Below are 21464 nucleotides of genomic sequence, written 5' to 3'. Positions count from 1 at the left end.
TGCCTTGCCCCGGCTTGCGCCTTAACTGGTTACTTTGCGACTGCGTAAACCGAAGTAGCAAATATAGATGTAACAAAATACCGGCAAGATAAAAGACAAAGCCAGACCAAATGAGTCGGCTAACATGCCCTGAGCTACCGGCACTAAAGCCCCGCCGACTATCGCCAGACACAATAAGCCAGCACCCTGACTGGTATATTTTCCTAAACCATGTAACGCCAGACTGAAGATAGTCGGGAACATAATAGAGTTGGCGATACCTATGGCCAGCAGTGCCAGTAAGGCCAGTTGACCCTGACCTGTAATCACCATTACCAGCAACACAATAGCGGCCGCAGCGTGAATAGCCAGTAATAAACCTGCGTTAATACGCTGCATCAATAAAGCACCGATAAAACGGCCCACCATAGCTCCACCCCAATACCAGGCGACATAGTGAGCTGCTTCAGCTTCCGCCAGCCCTGTGATTTCAGGTAAAGCAATAAAGTTGACCATCACTGAACCTATAGCCACTTCAGCGCCAACATACATAAATATGCCTAAAGCACCGAGCCATAAATGGTTGTATGGCAGCAGGGCTTTAATGGAGATTTTTTCTGCTGCTGTGGTGTTTTGAACTTCAGGTAATTTTAAGCGCGCAAATACAAAAGCCACGGCAAATAAGGCTATGGTCAGCACCAGATAAGGTAGTTGTACTGCATCAGCACCTTCAGTGCTGTCGAGCTGGCTCAGGATCAAGGCTGCACCAATCAGAGGCGCTACCGTAGTACCTAAAGAGTTAAAGGCTTGTGTCATGGTCAGGCGGCTGGAGGCGGTTTTTGGATTACCCAGCACTGTGACATAAGGGTTGGCTGCTACCTGTAAAATGGTTATGCCGGATGCCAGCACAAATAAAGCAGCTAAAAACCAGGCATAACTGTGAAAGCTTGCTGCCGGAATAAAGTTCAGTGTGCCAAAGCCAGCAATAGCTAAACCTATGACTATACCTTTCTGGTAACCCAGCTTATTAATCAAGGCTCCTGCAGGTAAAGACACCACAAAATAAGCGCCAAAAAAGCAGAATTGGATCAACATGGCCTGAGTGTAAGTCAGATCGAAGACGGCTTTTAAATGCGGAATTAAAATGTCATTCAGACAAGTAATAAAACCCCAGATAAAAAACAAAAAAGTAAGAGCAGGTAAAGCCCAGCTACTGACTGGTGTGCCGGAACCCTGCGCTTCGGCGTTTTGAACAGTTTGCATTCTATTCCTCATCAGGCCGCAGCTTGACGGCCTTTCTTGTTATCAGGTTGTGGTTAAAAAACTATTAAGCTGCCGGGCAACTTAAATCGGCCGTTGCTGTGGCAGGGGTCAGTCGGATATTGGAAATACTTAACTGATAAGCTGCTTCGCTGTGTAATACAAAAGGCTGCTGCAGATGATTCAGTGCTGCGCCTTTGGCAGCAAAACAGCTTAAATCAATCACTACTTTGTGCCACTGGCCTGCGGCTTTGCCGTTGATCAGTTCAGCCAAATCCAAAGTGCCACCACAGCCCGAACCACAGGATTGAGCTAATGTAACGGCAGCTGTTGGCGATGAACTCCATTTCATATCCACCACCAATTGACCATAAGCACTGGCATCCAGTGGCACTGCAGCTTGCAGCACCAACTTAGCTTTGGAATTCGCAGCCCAGTCGAGCAATAAGGCATCTTCCTGCTTTTGCCAGTTCACTGCAGCTAAGCTCAGGCTTTGGTCGGCACTCTTGGCTTTGTTGCCTGTGACTGTGACCAGACCTTGTTCATCCTGCAGCAACAGGCTGTAACCTGAAGCCGGGCGGCGCTCAAATAAACTTAAGCTTTCGTTGCTGGAGCCGGTTGCACTGTTGATTTGTTCGGATAAATCATTGGCGATAGTGGTGTTGTCCTGATAGGTCAGGCCATAACCAAAGGAGAAAAGCGGATCGTAGTTGCTATCCCCTTGATTTAACGGGGATTGACCCGCTGTTTTAGGCCAGGAGAATGGCAGTTTGCCTTTAAAATCATACTGAACTTCACCAGTTTGAGTTTTAAATAAAACGTCAGCCACCGCCTGACCTGCGGTACCAGGTAACCAGGCCGCAACAAAAGCATCGGACTGATTTAATTCAGGATTCACCCATAAAGGCCGGCCTGTTAAAAATACAGTGACTACAGGAATGCCGTCCGCTTTGAGTTTTTTCAGTAATTCCAGATCAGTGTTTTTGCCAGCCTGATAATCCAGAGTGCGGATATCACCGTCAAATTCGGCATATGGGTTTTCACCTATCACTACAATAGCAACGTCAGGCTTTTGCTGATAACTGCCATCGACGCTCAATTCGACAGAGCCCTGAGCTGCTTCAACCTGTTGCTGTATGCCTGAATAAATGGAGCGCCCATTCGGGAAATCGGCATTGGTATTGCCTGTACCCTGCCAGGTTAAAGTCCAGCCACCACTTTGTTTACCAATATTGTCAGCACCATCGCCTGTCACCAGCACTTTTTGTTTTGGCGCCAGTGGCAGTAGCTGATTGTTGTTTTTCAACAGCACTAAAGACTCACGCACGGCCTGGGCTGCAATAGCCTGATGATCAGCATGGCCTATCAGTTCTGATTTACCTGCCAGCTCCGACTGCGCCGGATTGCCACGCTCAAATAAACCCGCACGGATTTTCACTCTTAAAATGCGGCTGACGGCGTCATCCAAACGAGCTGCTGATATTTCACCTGCTTTGGCCTGAGCCAGGGTATTTTGATACAGCAGCTTCCAGTCTTCCGGCGCCATTAAAATATCCACACCTGCATTGACTGCCGCGGCACAGTTATTATTGGTGCAGCCCGGAATTTGGCCGTGACCGTTCCAGTCTCCTACCACTAAACCATCAAACCCCATACGTTCTTTCAGCACGCTGGTTAACAGGTAGTGACTGCCATGTATTTTCTCGCCATGCCAGCTGTTAAAGGTGGCCATCACGGTTTGAACACCTGCATTCAGGCTGCTGATATAACCCTGAGCATGTAAGCGGACTAAATCGGCTTCAGTGTTCAGGTTGTCGCCCTGATCTTTGCCATTTTCAGTGCCGCCATCACCCAGATAATGTTTAGCTGTGGCTATTAAGCGGCCGCTGTGCATAAAGTCAGATCCAACATTGCCCTGAATACCTTTGACCAATGCTGCGCCTAACTCTTTTACAATAGTCGGGTCTTCCGAATAACTTTCATAACTGCGGCCCCAGCGGTCATCTCTGGCTACAGCAACTGTTGGGGCAAATATCCAGTTGATACCAGTGGCAGCCACTTCCACTGCTGTGGCTTTGCCTATAGCTTCCACTAATTCTGTGTTGTTGGCGGCACCTAAACCTATATTGTGCGGAAAGACGGTAGCGCCAAACACATTGTTGTGACCATGCACAGCATCTGTGCCCCAGATAGGTGGAATAGAGCTGCCATCTTTACTTGAGTCCACGCCTGCATCGTAATAAGCCTGAGCTAAGGCCACCCAATCTGCTGCTGTGGATTTTTTATTGTCCTTCGGATAAGCACCACCACCATTTAAATAAGAACCAAAACCATACTGGCGCATGTCTTCCACTGTCATCCAGCGGATATCCGGCTGGATCAACTGAGCTACTTTTTGCTCAATAGTTAAAGTGCTCAGCAGTTGCTGTACTTTTTGTTCTGTATCAGTGTTCGCTAAAGGGCTTTTTAATTCAGGCCACAGTGCAAGGCTTTCGGCAGTTGTTGTTTTAACTTCTGTTGCTGTTTCAGTGGTGGCCTTTTGTTGACCGCAACCGGACAAAGTAGTGAAAAGTGCAGCACTGCACAACAACGCCAATGGGGTGTGTCGAGACATAATCATTATCCTGTTGAGCTCTGTTTGCCTTTGTGTCCGCTTTGGTTGGAAAGTCAGACCTTAACAAAGTATCAACAGAGTTTTTATCGGCGGGGCTGGCAGGCAAATCAGCATTTTTGTTTAAGCAAAAGCATACAAAAACCCTGATGGGTGCTTGGTGTTCTGTCCCCGTGTCCTCCGGGCTTATTAAAAGCTCCGGTATGCAAATCTTTGATTTGCTTATTATTGTTTTAAATTTACATCACATTTTTTCAGCAAAGGAAAACACAACACCTTGATATGCTTGGTTAGAATGCAATTGTAAGCGGTTTCATTTTTAACTGATAAAGTCAGTATTGCCAACTGTTTTTTAACCAAAGTGTAAGAATTAGTTTTTCAGTATTGACGAGTTAAAAAAAATCACCTAAGTTTGTGAAAGCGCTTACAGTTAGTTTTGGGGAGTAGTTAAGCTATCTGTCCGGCGTCACAATAATTTTCTTATAAAAGTAAAAAGCCAAAAAAACAGTCGACAGGGAACTAAGATGAAATCCAAAACGTTCAAAAAGACCAGACTCGCCACCAGTCTGTCATTAGTGCTTGGAGTAGGCGTTGCTATGCCTGCTTTTGCGGATGCCGCACAAGAGCAAAACGCTAAAGCTGAAGAAAAAATTGAAGTGATCAGCGTGACCGGCATTCGCGGTAGTCTGATTAAATCCATGGATACCAAACGATCTTCTACAGGTATTGTGGATGCAATTTCGGCTGAAGATATAGGTAAATTCCCTGATACCAACCTGGCAGAATCTCTGCAGCGTATCAGCGGTGTTTCTATTGACCGTGTCAACGGTGAAGGCAGTAAAGTATCGGTCCGTGGTTTTGGTCCGGACTTTAACTTAGTGACGCTGAACGGCCGTCAAATGCCTGTGACTACAGGTTCGCGTTCTTTTGATTTCGCTAATATTTCTGCTGACACCATCAGCGGTGTTGAAGTAAACAAAACCAGTTTTGCTTCAAACCCAACAGGTGGTATCGGCTCAGTTATTGATGTTCAAACCTTAAAACCTTTAAGTGCTGGCGGCGAAAAAGCTGTATTTAGTGCGGCCATGGTGGATGACAGATCAACCGAAGAAGGCGGTGCTACTCCGGAATTAGCAGGTTTGTACTCTACAACTTTTAACGATGACAAATTTGGTGTCTTGGTTTCTGCCAGTTATCAGGAGCGTGAAAGTGGTAGTCAACAAGCCAACGTAGGCACAGGTTGGCGCAGCTTCCCTGGTTCTGTCGATATCACTTCTGGTCAGTGGGGTAGTATCCCAAATGATAATCAGGTGAATCGTCCTGGTGCCAATGATGTGTATTCTGTGCCACAAACCACCATTTACAAATTTGAAGAGCAGCAACGTGCCCGCACCAACGGCCAGTTAGTGCTGCAATATGCTCCTACTGATAATCTGACCGCATCCTTAGACTATACCTACATGCGCAACGATATCGACACTCAATACAATGACGTGTCCGCCTGGTATACCTATGTGCCGTCACAAAGTGTCTGGACTGATGGCCCTGTATCTTCACCGCTGATTTATTCAGAAGACTATGGTAATAGCTTTGCCGATTTGTCTATGGGGGCCGGTGATTATGGTGTGCGTAACCAAAGTGGTTCTTTGGGTTTGAATCTGGAATGGCAAGCCACGGAGAATTTAAAACTGAGTTTTGATGCTCACCAATCTGATGCTGAATTCAAACCTAACCATGCTTTAGGCTCAAACAACACCTTAAGTACCGCCGCCTTTGTTCGCCAGAGTGCTGCGACAGACTTTACCGGCGAACTGCCTTTGCTGGCTGTTGAAGGTGGTAATGCTGTTCGTCCTTCCGACATGATAGTAACAGGTAGCGTATTTGGTAACGCGACCAATAAGTCTGAAATTGATCAGTACCAGTTTGATGGCGAATATATATTTGAAAACGCGGGCAGCATAGATTTTGGTATTGCTATCACAGACGTTGATAACCATTCAAAATCAGTCAACGTGCAACGGAATGACTGGGGTGGTGTAGGTCAAGCTGGCGATTTTGACGATTCGTATTTCCCGGCTGGTACTATCCATGACAAATTTAACGCTGGCAAAGGTGATTTCTCCTTAATGCCGGATCGCGATTTTGAAGTTCTGGATACTATTTTCTTCTGGGATTTCAATACAGTACGTGCCCGTGCTGAACAGCTCTATACCCCAGCTGGTTTTGTTGGCGCCGGTGATTGTGGCACCAACTTCTGCCCTTCCACTGACTATGACAGCGACGTAAACCGTTACACGAAGGAAGAATCGCGTTCTGCTTATGTGCAGTACAACTATGAAAATGAAATTTCTGGCATGCCGTACGATGTTCATGTCGGTGTACGTTATGAACAAACAGACGTTACTTCCACTTCTGCCGTCGCTGCCTACAATGGTGCTCGTTGGGTAGCGGACACTGAAATTGTATTACAAGCCAGTGGTCAACGTGAGTTTCAAACGAAAAGTGGCGATTACGATTACATCTTGCCTAACTTAAACTTCAATATTGAAGTAGTGGATGACGTGATGTTACGTGCCGCCTACAGTGAAACTATTGGTCGTCCGGACTATGTCGCCATTCAGGGCGGTACCGTAGTGGCTACTATAGCCAACCGTGCTGGTGGTGGTGGTAATGCTGGTAACCCAAGTCTGTTGCCTTTGGAATCCAAAAATATCGACTTGTCGGCTGAATGGTACTATTCACCATCTAGCTACGCCTCTATTGGTTATTTCCGTAAAGACACCAGTAACTTTATCAGCAACTCTATTGTTAAATCGACTATCTACAACATTCCTAACCCGGTAGATGGTAAGAAGTACGATGAAGCAGTAGCTGCAGTTGGCAATGATGCCAGTGCTATTCGTGACTGGATTTTTGCCAACTATCCAAATGCTCCGGGCGTGAATGTAGCGGCTGGAACTATTGATGGTGTTGCTGGTGAAGATGAAGATTTGATATTTGATATCAATACACCTTCCAATGGTACTGATTCAGAAGTGATCGATGGCTGGGAATTCGCTATTCAGCATGCTTTTGGTGAAACAGGTTTTGGTGCTATAGCGAACTACACTATGGTGGATAGTGAAACAAGCTATAACAACTTCCTGTTGCAGGACCAGGCTGCTGTAATTGGTTTAAGTGACACAGCCAACGCCATTTTGTTTTATGAAATGGATGGTTTCCAGGCTCGTATCGCCTATAACTGGCGTGATCAGTTCCTGAACTCCAGAGGTCAGGATACAGGAGCTCACCCACGTTATACTGAGGCTTATCACCAAATTGATATGTCAGTCAGTTATGACTTACCACAAGTGGAAGGTTTAACAGTTTATGTTGAAGCTTTGAACGTGACTGATGAGCATATCCGTGTTCACGGCCGCGCCAAAGAGCAAGTGTTAAGCCTGATTGAGTCCGGTGCTCGTTACAGTATCGGTGCTCGCTACAGCTTCTAAGCTGGACCAGGGCCATAAGGATATGGCCCAATCTCTACTGGCATCTTCAATCCGGATTGAAGATGCTATATCTTGATGAATTCTGCCCTATAAAGAAGTAATAAACAGCAGCCTTGATGGCCGCTCACAAACTTCAGACAAACTATAACTAAAAATATAAATAACAGACCGGGATACAGTATGAGTCACAATGTTTTACTGAACAGTGTTGAACACCGAGACCTGAAGGTGATTACGGCCAGAGGCGCTGAATACGGTGATGCAGTCTGGTTTGCCATCACTTTTCCTCAAGAATTTCGTACCGTTCAGACCCATTACCCGATTTTTTTCCACAAAGACAATCACAGCAATCAGTTTTTTGCCGTGACTCTTTTTGGTTTTCAGGATCAGGAAAACCTGTTTTTACAGCAGGATAACTGGCGTGGTTGCTATGTGCCGCTGATGCTCAGACGTCAGCCGTTTTTAATTGGTCAGCAGTTGGTGCGTGAAGACGGTATTGAAACCGCACAGCGTGTTATTCATATAGATTTAGACAATCCGCGGGTCAGCAGTACTGAAGGCGAAAGCTTATTTTTACCTTTTGGTGGCAACAGCCCTTATCTGGATCAAGTCGCCAGCATGCTGGAAACCATTCATTTCGGCATGCTCGACAGCAAGGCTTTTATTGACCTGTTGCTTGAACATCAATTGCTGGAATCTTTTACTTTGGATCTGACGTTCAGCAATGGCCAAAAACAGCAGCTGGCAGGTTTTTATACTATTCACGAAGAAAACCTTGCCACTTTATCGCCAGAGCTGTTGGCGCTCTTGCATCAAAAAGGTTATCTGCAGGCGATTTATATGGCCATAGCTTCTCAGGCTAATATCCGGCATTTGCTGCAGTTAAAAAATAAGCAGTTTGAGTAACGCCTGATGAATACGCTGACCACTAAGCCATTAGCAGAAGTAAAAACGCTGGAAGGATGCGACTTAGCGGATGCATGGGCATTGATCACAAACGCCAACCAACCGCTGGTGTTTAAAGGCTTGTGTAAAGACTGGCCTTTAGTTCAGGCTGGTTTGGTTTCAGCCTCTGCAGCCGCCGATTATATTCGACAGTTTTATCAGGGGAATCCTGTCAGCGCCTGTTATATCGAGCCCGATCAGCAAGGCCGGGTATTTTATAACGCAGAGCAAAATGGCTTTAATTATCAGGGCGGAAAAATTGATTTTAATCAGCTGATTGAGCGTTTATTTGCACTGAATGGCCAAAAAGAAGTACCTACATATTACATGGGCTCTACTGAAATCAACCATTGGTTTCCGGGTTTAGCAGCACAAAACAGTCTGGCTTTGGAGGGCGTGAACCCGTTAACCAGTGTCTGGTTAGGCAATCAATCCAGAATAGCCGCTCATTATGACTTTCCGCAGAATCTGGCCTGCAACGCTGTCGGACACCGTACTTTTACCTTGTTCCCGCCGGAACAAATTGCCAATTTGTATCCAGGCCCTATGGAATTTGCGCCTGGCGGCCAGGATGTCAGTATGGTGGATTTTGCAGCGCCTGACTTTGAGCGTTTTCCTAAGTTTGCTGAAGCTTTACAGCATGCACAGGTAGCCCATCTTGAACCTGGCGATCTGTTATTTATTCCCAGTATGTGGTGGCACCACGTCGAAGCAAAAGATGCTTTTAATGTACTGATCAGCCATTGGTGGCGCGACACCCCAGCTTATTTAGGCCGGCCGAATAATGCCTTGTCTATGGCGGTGTTGAGTTTGCGCAGCTTACCTAAAGCGCAGCGTCAGGCCTGGAAGGCCATTTTTGATTACTACATTTTTGAACATGATGATGTATCCCAGCAGCATATTCAGCCAGAGGCTTTAAAAATGTTAACTAAGCCGCTGGATGAGCTGAACGCGCGTCAGATCAGAGCTGATTTACTGAATAAATTAAAACGCTGAGTACAAACTATAACTATAAAAGCACCAATCAACAGGGTGAACAGATGAATAACGAACAACACAGAATTAAAAAAGTGGTGATCGCAGGTGGCGGTACAGCTGGCTGGATGACTGCAGCAGGCCTGACTAAATTACTGGGCAAAAACCTTGAAGTAGTCTTAGTTGAGTCGGACGACATTGGCACTGTAGGTGTGGGTGAAGCTACTATTCCCACTATGCATATTTTCCACCGTTTATTGAATATCAAAGAGTCCGAAGTGATGGCGGCCACCAATGCCACCTTTAAATTGGGTATTCAGTTTGAAAACTGGAAAACGCTGGGCGAAGACTATATTCACTCTTTTGGCTTTTTAGGCAAAGACTGCTGGGCCTGTGGTTTTCAGCATTTCTGGGTCAAAGGCAAACAAAAAGGCATAGCCAGTGAAATTGGTGATTATTGCGTAGAGCATCTAGGTGCCCGCCAGGGCCGTTTTGCCGTACTGCCGAATCAGGATCTGAACCACGCTTATCATATGGATGCGTCTTTATACGCTAAGTTTTTGCGCCGTTTGTCAGAACAGCATGGCATTAAACGTATTGAGGGCAAAATTCGTGAAGTGCAGCAGCATATGGACGGTAATATCAGTGCTTTATTGCTGGAGTCCGGCGAGCTGATTGAAGGCGATTTATTTATTGATTGCACGGGTTTTCGCGCTTTATTAATAGAACAAACGCTGAATACCGGCTTTGAAGACTGGAGTCACTGGTTACCTTGCGACAGCGCTTATGCAGTGCAAACTAAAACCACGCAGGAGCCGGTGGCTTATACCCGCGCTATAGCCCGTGATGCCGGCTGGCAATGGAAAATTCCGTTGCAAAGCCGGGTTGGCAATGGCCTGGTGTTCTGCAGCAAATTTATGACAGAAGCTGAAGCCAAACAAAGGTTGATCGACAATGTCGAAGGTGAAATGCTGTTTGAGCCACGGCTGATTAAATTTAAAACCGGTACCCGTCGCCTGCACTGGAATAAAAACTGTGTGGCCATTGGATTATCCAGTGGTTTTCTGGAACCGCTGGAGTCGACCAGTATTCATTTGATCCATCGCAGTATTATTCGTCTGCTGCAGATGTTTCCGTCAAACGGCATAGCCTCTGCAGATGTGGATGAGTTTAACCGCCAGACCAAAATCGAAATGGACAATATCCGCGATTTCATCATCCTGCATTACAAAGCCACCGAACGCACCGATACCAAGTTCTGGCGTTACTGCAAAGATATGCAAATCCCGGACACTTTGACTCATCGTATGGAGCTGTTTAAACAATCCGGTAAAGTTTACAAGTTTGCACAGGAATTATTTGGCGAAAGCTCCTGGTTGCAGGTGCTGATTGGTCAGGGCTTAATGCCGCAGCAGTATCATCCTATTGTGGATTTAATGCCGGATTCTGAGCTGAATGATTTCCTGATGAGCATTAAACACAATGTGAAACGCACTGTGAGTCAGTTCCCGACTCACCATGAGTTTATTCAGCATTACTGCAAGTCGTCTTTGGTCTGAGCAGGCGATGATGGACGCGCTGAATTATCAGGTGAATAGCAGCATCCGGCCCGAAATTATTTATCTTGGGCAGGAAAAAACGCCATTGATCATGATTGATGACTTTGCTGTGGATTTGTCTGCTATTCGTCGGCATGCGCAGCAAAGCGATTTTATGCGGGAAAATCAAACCTATTACCCGGGACAGCGCGCCGTATTACCAAAAGACTATGTAGCGGCCAGTTTAAATGCGTTGTATCAGTTGATTTATAAAGTCTATCAGGTGCCGGAACAGTTGCGATTAAAACCACAGATGCTGTTTTATGCGCTGATCACTCAGGCCGAAAACAGCCTGCATCCGCTGCAATGTATGCCACATTTTGATACCAGTGCCCCTTATTATTTTGCACTCTTGCATTACCTCAATGACAGTCCTCATGGCAGCACAGGCTTTTTCCGGCATAAACCTACAGGTTTTGAACGGGTGACCGATCAAAGACGACAAGAGTATTTCCAGTCTGCTCAAAAGTTTATTGACGAGCAGGGGGCTCCACCCCAGCGTTATCAGGTGCAAAGCAACGAGCATTATGAGCTGTACCACCAAGTCCCTTACCAGGCCAACAGACTGATTATTTACCCCAGCAATTTGTTGCATTCTTCACTAGTGGACAACACAACAGACATAGATGGCTCGCCTGTCACTGGGCGTTTAACCGCCAATATGTTTATTGATTTCGTATAAGCCCAAACAGCCCTGAACAATAACAAACAAGGATTTGAGTATGGTCTGCACAACACAAAAAATGAAAGCGATTACAAGTTTGGGCCAGTTTTGAACAAGCTACTTTTACCCTCTAATTTTAAAAAGATGAAAAGAAGATAACGATGAATTATGAACTGCCGAAAGGCTCGAGATTGCTGAAAAAACAATTTACTTATGGGGTCGCTACCTCATCCTTTCAGATTGAAGGTGGCATAGAACAGCGCTTACCTTGCATCTGGGATACGTTTTGCGCCACGCCGGGCAAAGTGAAGGATGGCTCGAATGGCGCTTTGGCTTGTGATCACTACAACTTATGGCGTGACGACATAGCCTTGATCAGCTCTCTGGGCGTAGATGCTTATCGTTTTTCTATCGCCTGGCCCAGGGTAATGAATAAAGACGGCAGCCTGAATCAACAAGGTGTGGATTTCTATATCAATATTCTGGATGAGCTCAAGGCAAAAAATATTAAGTCTTTTGTCACCTTATATCACTGGGATTTACCTCAGCATATTGAAGATCAAGGCGGCTGGCTGAACCGCAACACCGCCTATTTGTTCCAGGATTATGCTGACAAGTTAAGCAAAGCTTTTGGTGACAGAGTCTATTCTTATGCCACTTTAAATGAACCGTTTTGCAGCTCTTACTTAGGTTATGAGGCTGGTATTCATGCGCCTGGACTGACTAAAAAAGCCTATGGCCGACAATCGGCGCATCATTTACTGTTGGCGCACGGTCTGGCCATGCAAGTGCTGCAGAAAAATAGCCCCAACAGCATGAATGGTTTAGTGCTGAACTTCACGCCAGCTTATCCACTGACCGACAGTGCGGCAGATAAAAGAGCGGCCCAGCTTGCCGACGACTACTTTAACCAGTGGTATATCAAACCTGTGTTTGATGGTGCCTACCCTGACTCTTTTGCCTTGCTGGCTGATGAAGACAAGCCGGTGATTGAAGCTGGTGATTTTGACATTATCAAAGCGCCACTGGATTTCCTTGGTGTGAATTTCTACACCCGCACTGTGTATAAAGCCACAGAAGGCCGCGATTTTATCGAAGTGGACATGGTCGATGCGCCTAAAACAGATATTGGCTGGGAAATTTATCCACAGGCCTTTACCGATCTGTTAGTGTCTTTGCATCAGAAATACAAACTGCCGCCGGTTTACATTACCGAAAATGGTGCTGCTGCGGCCGATCAACTGCACAATGCTGAAGTCGATGATCAACTGCGCTTGTCCTATTATCAGTTGCATTTAAATGCGGTGCATCAGGCGGTTGAGCAAGGTGTGGATATTCAGGGCTATTTTGCCTGGAGTTTAATGGATAACTTTGAGTGGGCCGAAGGCTACTTAAAGCGTTTTGGTATTGTCTATGTCGACTACGACAGCCAGCAAAGAACTGTGAAAAACAGCGGTCTGGCTTACAAACGATTGATCAGTAATCGTTAACTAATAAAAAAATAATAATTTCAAATCAACAATTTATAGGATGCGCCTGACATGGTTAGTGTAAAGGAGAAAATTGCTTACGGCCTCGGGGATACGGCAAGCAATATAGTGTTCCAAACCGTCATGTTGTTTCTGACGTTTTTTTATACCGACATTTATGGCATATCGCCGGCCTTTGTTGGCACCATGTTTCTGGCTGTGCGTATCATAGACGCGATAACAGACCCGCTGATGGGCGCTCTTGCTGACCGCACCCAAAGCAAATATGGCAAGTTCCGGCCTTATTTGCTCTGGTTTGCCTTACCTTTTGGTTTGATCAGTGTATTAGCCTTTACTACGCCGGATTTTGGCGAAGAAGGCAAAATGATCTATGCCTTTGTCACTTACACCTTGCTGATGCTGGTCTACACCGCCATTAATATTCCGTATTGTGCTTTGGGGGCGGTGTTAACTGCCGATCCAAAAGAGCGGGTGTCGGTGCAGTCTTACCGTTTTGTCTTTGCCATGCTCGGTGGTCTGATGGTGACCGCTTTAACTTTGCCTTTGGTTGAGTTTTTTGGTCAGGGCGACAGAGCCAAAGGTTATCAACTGACTATTATGGCGATGAGCGTGCTGGGCGTATTGATGTTCCTAGCTTGTTTTTATGGCACCAAAGAGCGGATCAATCCACCTAAAGAAAGCATTAGCCGCAGCTATATGGACAACTTCCGTCAGTTGTGGAAAAACGATCAGTGGCGGGTATTGGCGCTGGTCGCTTTATGCCTGCTGAGTGGTTATGTACTGCGTACTACGCTGGCTATTTACTATGTGAAGTACTATCTGGAAATGCCGGATAGCATCACCTTGTTTATCACTTTGGGTATGCTTGGCAGTATGGTGGGCTGTATTATTGCGCAGCCTCTGGCCCAGCGCTACTGCAAGGTGAAGCTCTATATTGGCATACAGATATTGGCCGCAGCCCTTTGTGCCAGTAGCTATTTTGTTGCAGCAGACAATGTCACTTTGGCCATAGGTTTGTATGTACTGTGGAATTTGGTATTCAACACTGGAACACCGCTGCTCTGGGCGAAAATGGCTGACACAGTTGATTATGGCCAATGGCGTACCGGGGTTCGTAGTGCAGGCATGGTCTATTCCTCTATTATCTTCTTTATCAAAATGGGCATAGCCATAGGTGGTGCTTTAGGCGGTTGGTTGCTAGCAGGTATGGGCTATCAGGCAGATGTGGCTCAAACCGAAGAAACCAAAGCAGGTTTGTTGCTGGCATTCAGTTTATATCCGGCTATAGGGTCGTTGATTGTAGCTTTTGTCATGGGGGCTTATAAGCTCAATACGCAAAAAGTTGATGAAATCACTCTGGAATTGAAGAGATCTGCAGAATAGAAGCTGATAATATGGCGCTCTGCAGAGCAATTCAGTCTTTGCTGAATTACTCTGTAGTTCCCGACTTTCTTAGACTTAACCAGAAGTGACAGCACTATTTATGGCGACTATTTACGACGTTTCTCAGCTTGCAGGTGTATCTCTGGCGACTGTATCCAGAGTGATGAATAAAAACACCAATGTCAGTGAAAAGACCAAACAAAAAGTGCTGGCCGCTATGGCTGAACTGGGCTACAGGCCTAACACTTTTGCTCAGTCTTTGGCGTCAAATTGCTCGAATAGTGTTGGGGTTTTGGTTTCTCAGCTGGATGGTCCTTATTACGGTCCTATGATGGCGGAAATAGAAGCTGCACTGCGAGCCGATAATCGTCATGTCATTATTGCTGTAGGACACAGCGACGCCGCTCAGGAAATAGACAGCGTAGAGTTTTTGCTGAGTAAAGGCTGTGACGCGCTGATTTTGGATGTGGAAGCTATCTCCGATGACTACCTGATCAAACTCAGCCAAAGTTCTACCCCTATAGTGCTGATCAATAGATACATTGCTGAAATCAGTGACTGCTGTATTTATTTGAACAATGAGCTAGGGGGTTATATGGCGACCCGGCATCTGCTTGATTTAGGCCACAGAGAGATTGCCTATATTTCAGGCCCATCAAAAAAACACGATGCAATAGAGCGGCTTGAAGGTCATAAAAGAGCTTTGGCCGAAGTGGGTATTTCTTACGATCCGGCTTTGTGTTTTGAAGGTGACTACAAAGAAGACAGTGGCGTGGATGGGATGAACTACCTGTTTAGTCAAAACAAAACTTTTACTGCTGTGGTCTGCGCCAATGACCAGATGGTGTCAGGCGCTATTTCAGTCTGCCTGGAACGGGGTATGAAAATTCCGCAGGAGTTGTCTTTTGTCGGCTACGATAATATTCCTTTTGCCCGTTATGTTTCACCTAAACTGACCACAGTGAACAACCCTATCCACGAAATGGGCAAAATGGCTGCTTTGTGGTTACTGAAGAATCTGTATAAAAAGGATGTTGAAGTAGCCAATGTTTTTGAACCAGAACTGGTGGTGCGTAACTCAGCTATCCCGATCTAACGGTGAGGAAGAACAGCCTCTGTGCCAAAAACACAGAGGCCCAGTCACAGACTTAAGGTAAAGTCGCTTCTAAAGTTAAAGTTAAACCCTCACGGATTTGATCCGCTAACTCAGAGTCGGCTTTCGCAGAATACGAAGCTTCAATTAAAAATACGCCTGCTTCAACAGGGGTGTACGTAAACTGGCCAGTGGCATCAGTTTTATGTTGCACACGGCCTGCTTCATCACGGTAACGCTCACCTTCATAGGACACTTCCAGTTCAACACCAGCCTGGGCTTTACCGTTAACTAAAAAGGTAAAAGTGACCGGCTCGCCTGCAACTATGTCAGCTGGATGAACTGAACTTTTAAATTCCAAACCTTCGTTCTTCAGTGCCAGCACTTCTGAGGTTGGTTTGTTGACTGTGATAAAAGCAACAGAGCGGCTGCGGCTTTGACTGGTTACGACGTCAGTCGCATTAGCCGGTAGTTCTTTAGCGCGGCTCTTTTTATCGGCCATCAGGCGTTTACGTTCATCACCAACTTTGTACATAGTGCCAAAACGTACAGGACCACCCAGTTCAAGCTTGTAAGTACCTTCAGCATTCAGCTCTGCATCGACCTGAGATTTACGTTTGCCTTGGTATTTATGTTCAATCGCCTGTTTTTTGCCGTCTGGCGTATACAATGCTACGTTGTCTACCGGAATACCTTTGTCTGCCACAAAAGTCATATTGGCGGCACTGATATCAGCAGACACCCAGCTACCAGTTTTAGATAATACAAAGTGACTTGGTACTACCCATAAGGTATGAGCCAAAGCCGGAGCGCTAACCGCTGTGGCAAGCAGCAATGAAGCCAGAATAGATTTTTTCATTGGACTAGTTTCCCTGTACTGAAGTAAGTTTAATTTTTCCCAGCTCAGTGCTGGCTTTTATTTCGATCTGAACAGCGCTGCCGTCCCAGGTGAATGCTTGCTTCGCCAGATTGCGTCCGCCTTGTTCACGGGCCGCTTCGACAAAAAGAACGTAGTTACCTGCAGCCACGGCTTTACCTTGTTCGTCTTTGCCATCCCAGCGTACTTTGTAGCTGCCAGGACCTTTGGTGGCACCTGTTTTTGCATCCACTAATTGCGGCTCACTACGGCCGATTTTGCGCCAGAAACGGCGTAAGTCTTTAATCCAGTCCGGTTTTTCCAACCAGGCTTCCACTAAACGCACTGGTTGCTGTTGTTCATTTTCAATCCATACAGCTACATAAGGTCTGTGGTAAGTTCCTGTCTCAATTTTTGGCAGCTCAACCTGAACTTCCAGTTCTGATTGAGCCATAACAGTGCCGCAGCAAAACAGCATCACAGCGACTAAATACTTGTGCATAATTTTCCCTCTTAATGAAACGAAGCTATATAAGCCAACAAAGCTAATACCAAACCAGCTACAGCCGTGGCATTGCCAAAATCTCTTCTGTTGGGCTGACGCCACAATAAGTAAAAACCGGACAACGCAAACAACACACAAAACACTGCAGTAATATCAATCAGCCATTTCCAGCTGCTGCCTGCATAACGGCCTTTATGTAAATCGTTGGCCAAAGCCAGGTAACCACCAAATTCAGCGTCAAGCTCTGCAGTGCGCTCTGCTAAATCAATCACCACAGCGGCATAACCGGCAGGGCGTTTAAAATCAACTTCCAATAGCTCATCTTCTGGCGAAAAACTCAGGTTATAGCCGCCTTGTAATTGGTGCTCCTGCTTTAACCAATCGACATACAAGGCTATAGCTGCTTGTTGCTGATCTTCAGGAGTATTCAACAAATCAGGTAACTGTTCAGGCAGTTCCAACTGCAGCTGCTGGCTGGTTTTGCCCAGACTGCTGCTGAGTTCGGGGTGGTTTAAGGTGATACCTGTGATGGCAAAAAATAACAGCAGTAACAATACCAACATAGCGCTGTAGGTATGTAACCAACGCATCCAACGAGCTAAAGCTGAACTCTTCACAACACCCCCATAAAAAACTGCCGCCATGCTACTGAGAATTGTTCTTGTTTGCAAGCGATCTACAAGTGATTGATTTTGCTGTTCGTCGCAAAAATGCTCTTGCATGGCTTATCACGACAACTGCAATTGCAAATAGTTCGCAATTGCTATTGATCTTTTAATGAGAATCACTATCATTGGCGGCCATTGCCCTTTCATTACGTTTCTTTACATAGTCCGGGTGTTGGTTTTATCCACTTTGTTGTGGTGAGCTGCCCGAATAACAGGAGTTTTTATGTTCAAGTCCCGTCCGGCCAAACTGGTAGTCGCCACTCAGCTTGCTTTAGGTCTGATTGCTACAGTGCAGGCAGAAGATGCAGCGGTAACCAGAGATAACAATATTGAACGCATTGTCGTCACGGCTTCAGGTTTTGAGCAAAAGCTGGTGGATGCACCTGCCAGTATTTCAGTGATTACGGCAGAAGAGCTGCGCTCTCGTCCTTATACCACTTTGCTGGATGCGGTACGAGATCTGGAAGGTGTTGATATTGGAGAAACCCGCGATAAAACAGGCCAGGGCACTATCAGTATGCGTGGCATGGGCTCGGACTACACACTGATTTTGGTGGATGGTAAACGTCAGAATAACCATGGTGATATTTATCCAAATAACTTTGGTGGTAACCAGTTTGGTCATATGCCACCACTGGATACCATAGAACGTATTGAAGTGGTGCGTGGCCCGGCTTCTACCTTGTATGGTGCCGACGCTTTAGGTGGTGTCATCAACATCATTACCAAAAAAGTTACGAATGAATGGGCTGGTTCGGTCAGTCATAGCCGCACCGCACAAACAGATGACAGATTTGGTGAAGAGGTCACGACAGACTTCAACGTCATGGGGCCGTTAATCCCTAATGTTTTGGGCATGTCTGTTCGTGGCAGTGCTTATGACCGCATGGCTTCTACTCCAACTTTTGCTCCTGTGGTTTATCCCAATGGCCAAGTGCTGAATCGCTCTTTAGGCTTTGGTTCTGGCGGTAAAACAGTAGACAATAAAAGTTCTGTATTAGGGGGGCGTCTGAGCTGGACTCCGGTTAATAATCAGGCGATTTGGTTTGATATCGAAACCTCTACTCAGGAATACGATAACAGCCCCATCATCAACGACGATGGTAGCCGCGAATATCCTGTCGGCACTGTGGATAACATCGACAGTATCTGGGCCGCTGGTAACTTTTGCCGGGGCGCAGCTGGCACCAATGCTAACGCTTGTGCCACTAATGGCGGCACCTGGACCCGTCGCGCTAACCCAAGAGTCGGTTATAGCCCAACTCAGGAATTTAGTCGTGATACCTGGTCTTTAAGTCACGAAGGTAAATGGGATCTGGGTAACAGTTTTATGTCGTTATCTTATGTCGATACACAAAACCATGGCCGTACTTTACCTTTTACTTTGGCTGAACGTGCCCAGTTATTGACAATGATCGATGGCACTGGGGCTTATGCAGGTTTGTCAGTGGATGATCGCAGAGAATTAGCAGCACAAACCTTCCTGCCAAGAGCCAAACGTAAAATGGCCAGCAATCAATATACTTTTGACGCCAAAATGGATATGCCATTTGAACTGGCGGGCCAGCATACAGCCATAGTGGGTACGCAAGTGATCCGTGGTGAACTGGAAGATGGCGTATTTGGTATGGAAAGCGGCACTCCAGGTGAAGTGCAGGAACACAATATGTGGTCCATTTTTGCGGAAGATACCTGGGACGCTACTCAGGAATTCGCATTAACTGCAGGCTTACGTCGTGACGACCACGAAGTCTTTGGCAGTGAGATGAGTCCACGTTTGTACGGTGTTTATACCTTAAGCCCGGAATGGACTATCAAAGGCGGTGTCAGTACTGGTTATAAAACGCCAAAAACCACTCAGCTGTATGACGGTGTAGTTGGTTTTGGTGGCCAGGGTACATCCCCAATGTTTGGTAACCCGGATCTGAAACCAGAAACCAGTACCTCCACTGAAATTGCGGCCTATTGGGAACACCCGGATAACCATAACTTCAACATCACTATTTTCAATAATGAATTTGAAGACAAGATCGCCTCTCAGCCTTGTGGTACAGGCACAACGTTGGTCTGTACTGAAACAGGTGAATATGCTGAATTGGGTTATGCCACCAGCAGCAAAACGGTCAATATAGACAAAGTGACGATACAAGGCGCTGAGCTGGCAGGACGCTGGCAGATTATCGACAATGTCGCTTTCCGTGCTAACTACACTTACACCGACAGTGAGCAAAAAAGTGGTGCTAATGCAGGACAACCCCTGACCAACACCGCCAAACATATGGCCAACCTGACACTGGACTGGGCTGCGACTGACGATTTAAAAGTGTTTCTGACCTCAGAAATCCGTACTAAACGCTACCGCACCTGGGACACTATTAAAGACGAAGCTCTGTACTTTAAAGCCTATGAAGTGCTCCACTTAGGTGCCAGCTATGAAGCCAGTGACACTGTCACCTTCACGGCTCGGATCAATAACTTAATGGATAAAGACTTCACCACCTACGACCTGAACTTTGTTGAATGTGACAGCGGCACTAACTGTGTGTTTGATGCCAATGGCGAAAATGGCTACATAGGCAGCTACACTGACCATTACAACAACAAAGACAAAGCCCGTAACTTATGGGTGAGTGTAAACGTTCGCTTCTAAGCTTATCCGCAGGCTAACCACAGAAAACCGCAGATGATCTCTGCGGTTTTTATTTGCCTACCGGCATTAGTTGTAGATGCTGATTTGATTCTTAGTGTGGAAGCTCAGCAGCACAATGTCAGAAAAAAAGTAAAACTGAAACTAAGTTTATCTGCCATCTGCAGTGCTTTGGTTGCGCTAACAATGCTACATTGTTGCTTTTCCAACCCAACAAAGGTGACAAGGATGCGACATAGTTTAACGCTGCTTTTTTTTACATCTTCACTGGCTTTTGCCAATCCATCCCCTATTCCAGCCAACCCGGTACAACAACTAAAACCAGAGCTTGCTCAGGTGATTGCTGCCGATGCTCAGTTAGAGATATTAGCTGAAGGTTTTCGCTGGGCTGAAGGCCCTGTGGCCGAACCCAAAACAGGTGATATTTTGTTTTCCGATGTACCGGAAAACAAAGTCTGGCGCTGGAATAAAAAAGACGGTTTAACCTTGTATCTCAGCCCTTCAGGCCATACAGCTTATATTGACGAACCTTCTATCAAAGAAGGTTCTAATGGCTTAATTTTTAATCAGAACAATCAGCTGGTGCTGGCACAGCATGGTGACAGAAGACTGGCTGTATTGACGTCAATCGATGCCAAAGGCCCGGTATACCAGAGCCTGACCACCAGTTATCAGGGCAAGTTGTTTAACAGCCCTAATGATCTGGTGCAACACAGTAATGGCAGCTATTTATTCACCGACCCGCCTTATGGCTTAAAAGATGCGGACAACTCCAAACAAAAGCAGCAGACCTTTAACGGTGTCTATTGGCTTAAGGGCAGTGATGTAACTGTCGTCACAGAGAAACTAACCCGCCCTAACGGTTTGGCGTTATCGCCGGATGAACAATGGCTTTATGTTGCCAACTCAGATCCACAAGCTGCACAGTGGTGGAAATACCCTCTAACAGCAGATGGCACGGCAGGTGAAGGTCAGCTGTTTTTTGATGCGACAGCCTGGGTGAACAGTAAGCCCGGCTTACCAGATGGGTTAAAAGTACTGCCATCTGGCCACTTGCTGGCGACTGGTCCTGGTGGTGTGCTGGTGTTTAACGCTAAAGGTGAACATTTAGGCACTATTCAAACCGGAGTAGCAGCAGCCAATGTGGCATTGAGTTTGGATAAACAGTATTTATACATTACCGCCTCGAGCTACTTACTGCGGATTAAACTGAAAACAGCAGCCTGACTGTGTATAGAAATGTAAAGCTGCTCAGAAACGGAGCAGCTTAAGGTTAAACTAGGGTTTATTGAACCCGGA

16 protein-coding genes are annotated in these 21464 nt (G+C 46.1%); 11 read left to right on the top strand and 5 right to left on the bottom strand.

Annotation, left to right across the window (positions count from 1 at the left end; all coding sequences use genetic code 11):
- Positions 1-21 precede the first annotated feature (21 nt).
- Positions 22-1242, bottom strand: a complete 1221-nt coding sequence (locus tag P3C17_RS09905) for a sugar MFS transporter (RefSeq protein WP_300929291.1) — start codon at positions 1240-1242, stop codon at positions 22-24.
- Positions 1243-1306: 64 nt separating this feature from the next.
- A complete protein-coding gene (locus P3C17_RS09900; RefSeq protein ID WP_300929290.1) occupies positions 1307-3853 on the bottom strand; it encodes a glycoside hydrolase family 3 protein in 2547 nt (848 codons plus the stop codon).
- A 32-nt stretch (positions 3854-3885) separates the two neighbouring features.
- Here P3C17_RS09900 and P3C17_RS09895 point away from each other — a divergent pair, with 32 nt between their 5' ends.
- The 9 genes from P3C17_RS09895 (at position 3886) to P3C17_RS09855 (ending at position 15492) form a co-directional block, all read left to right on the top strand.
- Complete coding sequence (locus tag P3C17_RS09895; RefSeq protein ID WP_300929289.1) at positions 3886-4131, top strand: hypothetical protein; 246 nt, start codon at positions 3886-3888, stop codon at positions 4129-4131.
- Between the two features lie 243 nt (positions 4132-4374).
- Positions 4375-7341 (top strand): TonB-dependent receptor, encoded by a 2967-nt coding sequence (locus tag P3C17_RS09890; RefSeq protein ID WP_300929288.1) that lies wholly within the window; start codon positions 4375-4377, stop codon positions 7339-7341.
- Between the two features lie 180 nt (positions 7342-7521).
- The gene (locus P3C17_RS09885) at positions 7522-8247 is read left to right on the top strand and encodes a SapC family protein (RefSeq protein WP_300929287.1); all 726 of its coding nucleotides are present in this window, start codon (positions 7522-7524) and stop codon (positions 8245-8247) included.
- Between the two features lie 6 nt (positions 8248-8253).
- Positions 8254-9282, top strand: a complete 1029-nt coding sequence (locus P3C17_RS09880; RefSeq protein ID WP_300929286.1) for a cupin-like domain-containing protein — start codon at positions 8254-8256, stop codon at positions 9280-9282.
- Positions 9283-9326: 44 nt separating this feature from the next.
- On the top strand, positions 9327-10820 hold the full coding sequence (locus tag P3C17_RS09875; protein ID WP_300929285.1) for a tryptophan halogenase family protein: 1494 nt from the start codon (positions 9327-9329) through the stop codon (positions 10818-10820).
- The gene (locus tag P3C17_RS09870; protein ID WP_300929284.1) at positions 10780-11541 is read left to right on the top strand and encodes a DUF6445 family protein; all 762 of its coding nucleotides are present in this window, start codon (positions 10780-10782) and stop codon (positions 11539-11541) included. Before P3C17_RS09875 ends, P3C17_RS09870 begins: the two co-directional genes overlap by 41 nt.
- A 143-nt stretch (positions 11542-11684) precedes the next feature.
- Positions 11685-13013, top strand: coding sequence for a GH1 family beta-glucosidase (locus P3C17_RS09865; RefSeq protein ID WP_300929283.1), 1329 nt, complete (start codon positions 11685-11687; stop codon positions 13011-13013).
- A gap of 51 nt (positions 13014-13064) precedes the next feature.
- On the top strand, positions 13065-14396 hold the full coding sequence (locus P3C17_RS09860; protein ID WP_300929282.1) for a glycoside-pentoside-hexuronide (GPH):cation symporter: 1332 nt from the start codon (positions 13065-13067) through the stop codon (positions 14394-14396).
- Positions 14397-14496: 100 nt separating this feature from the next.
- Positions 14497-15492: a LacI family DNA-binding transcriptional regulator gene (locus P3C17_RS09855; RefSeq protein WP_300929281.1), complete on the top strand. Its 996-nt coding sequence runs from the start codon at positions 14497-14499 to the stop codon at positions 15490-15492.
- Between the two features lie 52 nt (positions 15493-15544).
- Here P3C17_RS09855 and P3C17_RS09850 read toward each other — a convergent pair whose 3' ends face one another.
- Genes P3C17_RS09850 through P3C17_RS09840 form a run of 3 tightly spaced genes read right to left on the bottom strand, consistent with a single transcriptional unit; the run spans position 15545 to position 17467 of the window.
- Positions 15545-16348 (bottom strand): DUF4198 domain-containing protein, encoded by an 804-nt coding sequence (locus P3C17_RS09850; protein WP_300929280.1) that lies wholly within the window; start codon positions 16346-16348, stop codon positions 15545-15547.
- Positions 16349-16352: 4 nt separating this feature from the next.
- Positions 16353-16847, bottom strand: coding sequence for a DUF2271 domain-containing protein (locus tag P3C17_RS09845; RefSeq protein ID WP_300929279.1), 495 nt, complete (start codon positions 16845-16847; stop codon positions 16353-16355).
- A gap of 11 nt (positions 16848-16858) precedes the next feature.
- Positions 16859-17467 carry a PepSY-associated TM helix domain-containing protein gene (locus tag P3C17_RS09840; RefSeq protein ID WP_300929278.1) on the bottom strand — a complete coding sequence of 203 codons (609 nt, stop codon included), beginning with the start codon at positions 17465-17467 and terminating at the stop codon, positions 16859-16861.
- Positions 17468-17741: 274 nt separating this feature from the next.
- Between P3C17_RS09840 and P3C17_RS09835 the strand changes: the two genes are divergently transcribed.
- Together P3C17_RS09835 and P3C17_RS09830 are read left to right on the top strand one after the other, a co-directional pair.
- Positions 17742-20168 carry a TonB-dependent receptor gene (locus tag P3C17_RS09835; protein WP_300929277.1) on the top strand — a complete coding sequence of 809 codons (2427 nt, stop codon included), beginning with the start codon at positions 17742-17744 and terminating at the stop codon, positions 20166-20168.
- 225 nt (positions 20169-20393) lie between these two features.
- Positions 20394-21392 carry an SMP-30/gluconolactonase/LRE family protein gene (locus P3C17_RS09830; protein WP_300929276.1) on the top strand — a complete coding sequence of 333 codons (999 nt, stop codon included), beginning with the start codon at positions 20394-20396 and terminating at the stop codon, positions 21390-21392.
- Positions 21393-21464 lie beyond the last annotated feature (72 nt).

It is taken from the genome of Rheinheimera sp. 1928-s (assembly GCF_029269265.1).
In the GTDB taxonomy this organism is placed as follows: Bacteria; Pseudomonadota; Gammaproteobacteria; order Enterobacterales; family Alteromonadaceae; genus Pararheinheimera.
The sequence above is the reverse complement of the archived record's forward strand: the minus strand, read 5'-3'. Positions and strand labels throughout refer to the sequence as shown.

What these genes read in the sequence shown, in the direction of transcription:
- P3C17_RS09870 (WP_300929284.1), top strand. Translation starts at nt 10,780, where the DNA reads ATGAGTTTATTCAGCATTACTGCAAGTCGTCTTTGGTCTGAGCAGGCG.
- P3C17_RS09850 (WP_300929280.1), bottom strand. Translation starts at nt 16,348, where the DNA reads ATGAAAAAATCTATTCTGGCTTCATTGCTGCTTGCCACAGCGGTTAGC.
- P3C17_RS09830 (WP_300929276.1), top strand. Translation starts at nt 20,394, where the DNA reads ATGCGACATAGTTTAACGCTGCTTTTTTTTACATCTTCACTGGCTTTT.
- P3C17_RS09835 (WP_300929277.1), top strand. Translation starts at nt 17,742, where the DNA reads ATGTTCAAGTCCCGTCCGGCCAAACTGGTAGTCGCCACTCAGCTTGCT.
- P3C17_RS09860 (WP_300929282.1), top strand. Translation starts at nt 13,065, where the DNA reads ATGGTTAGTGTAAAGGAGAAAATTGCTTACGGCCTCGGGGATACGGCA.
- P3C17_RS09855 (WP_300929281.1), top strand. Translation starts at nt 14,497, where the DNA reads ATGGCGACTATTTACGACGTTTCTCAGCTTGCAGGTGTATCTCTGGCG.
- P3C17_RS09905 (WP_300929291.1), bottom strand. Translation starts at nt 1,242, where the DNA reads ATGCAAACTGTTCAAAACGCCGAAGCGCAGGGTTCCGGCACACCAGTC.
- P3C17_RS09890 (WP_300929288.1), top strand. Translation starts at nt 4,375, where the DNA reads ATGAAATCCAAAACGTTCAAAAAGACCAGACTCGCCACCAGTCTGTCA.
- P3C17_RS09875 (WP_300929285.1), top strand. Translation starts at nt 9,327, where the DNA reads ATGAATAACGAACAACACAGAATTAAAAAAGTGGTGATCGCAGGTGGC.
- P3C17_RS09885 (WP_300929287.1), top strand. Translation starts at nt 7,522, where the DNA reads ATGAGTCACAATGTTTTACTGAACAGTGTTGAACACCGAGACCTGAAG.
- P3C17_RS09845 (WP_300929279.1), bottom strand. Translation starts at nt 16,847, where the DNA reads ATGCACAAGTATTTAGTCGCTGTGATGCTGTTTTGCTGCGGCACTGTT.
- P3C17_RS09865 (WP_300929283.1), top strand. Translation starts at nt 11,685, where the DNA reads ATGAATTATGAACTGCCGAAAGGCTCGAGATTGCTGAAAAAACAATTT.
- P3C17_RS09900 (WP_300929290.1), bottom strand. Translation starts at nt 3,853, where the DNA reads ATGTCTCGACACACCCCATTGGCGTTGTTGTGCAGTGCTGCACTTTTC.
- P3C17_RS09880 (WP_300929286.1), top strand. Translation starts at nt 8,254, where the DNA reads ATGAATACGCTGACCACTAAGCCATTAGCAGAAGTAAAAACGCTGGAA.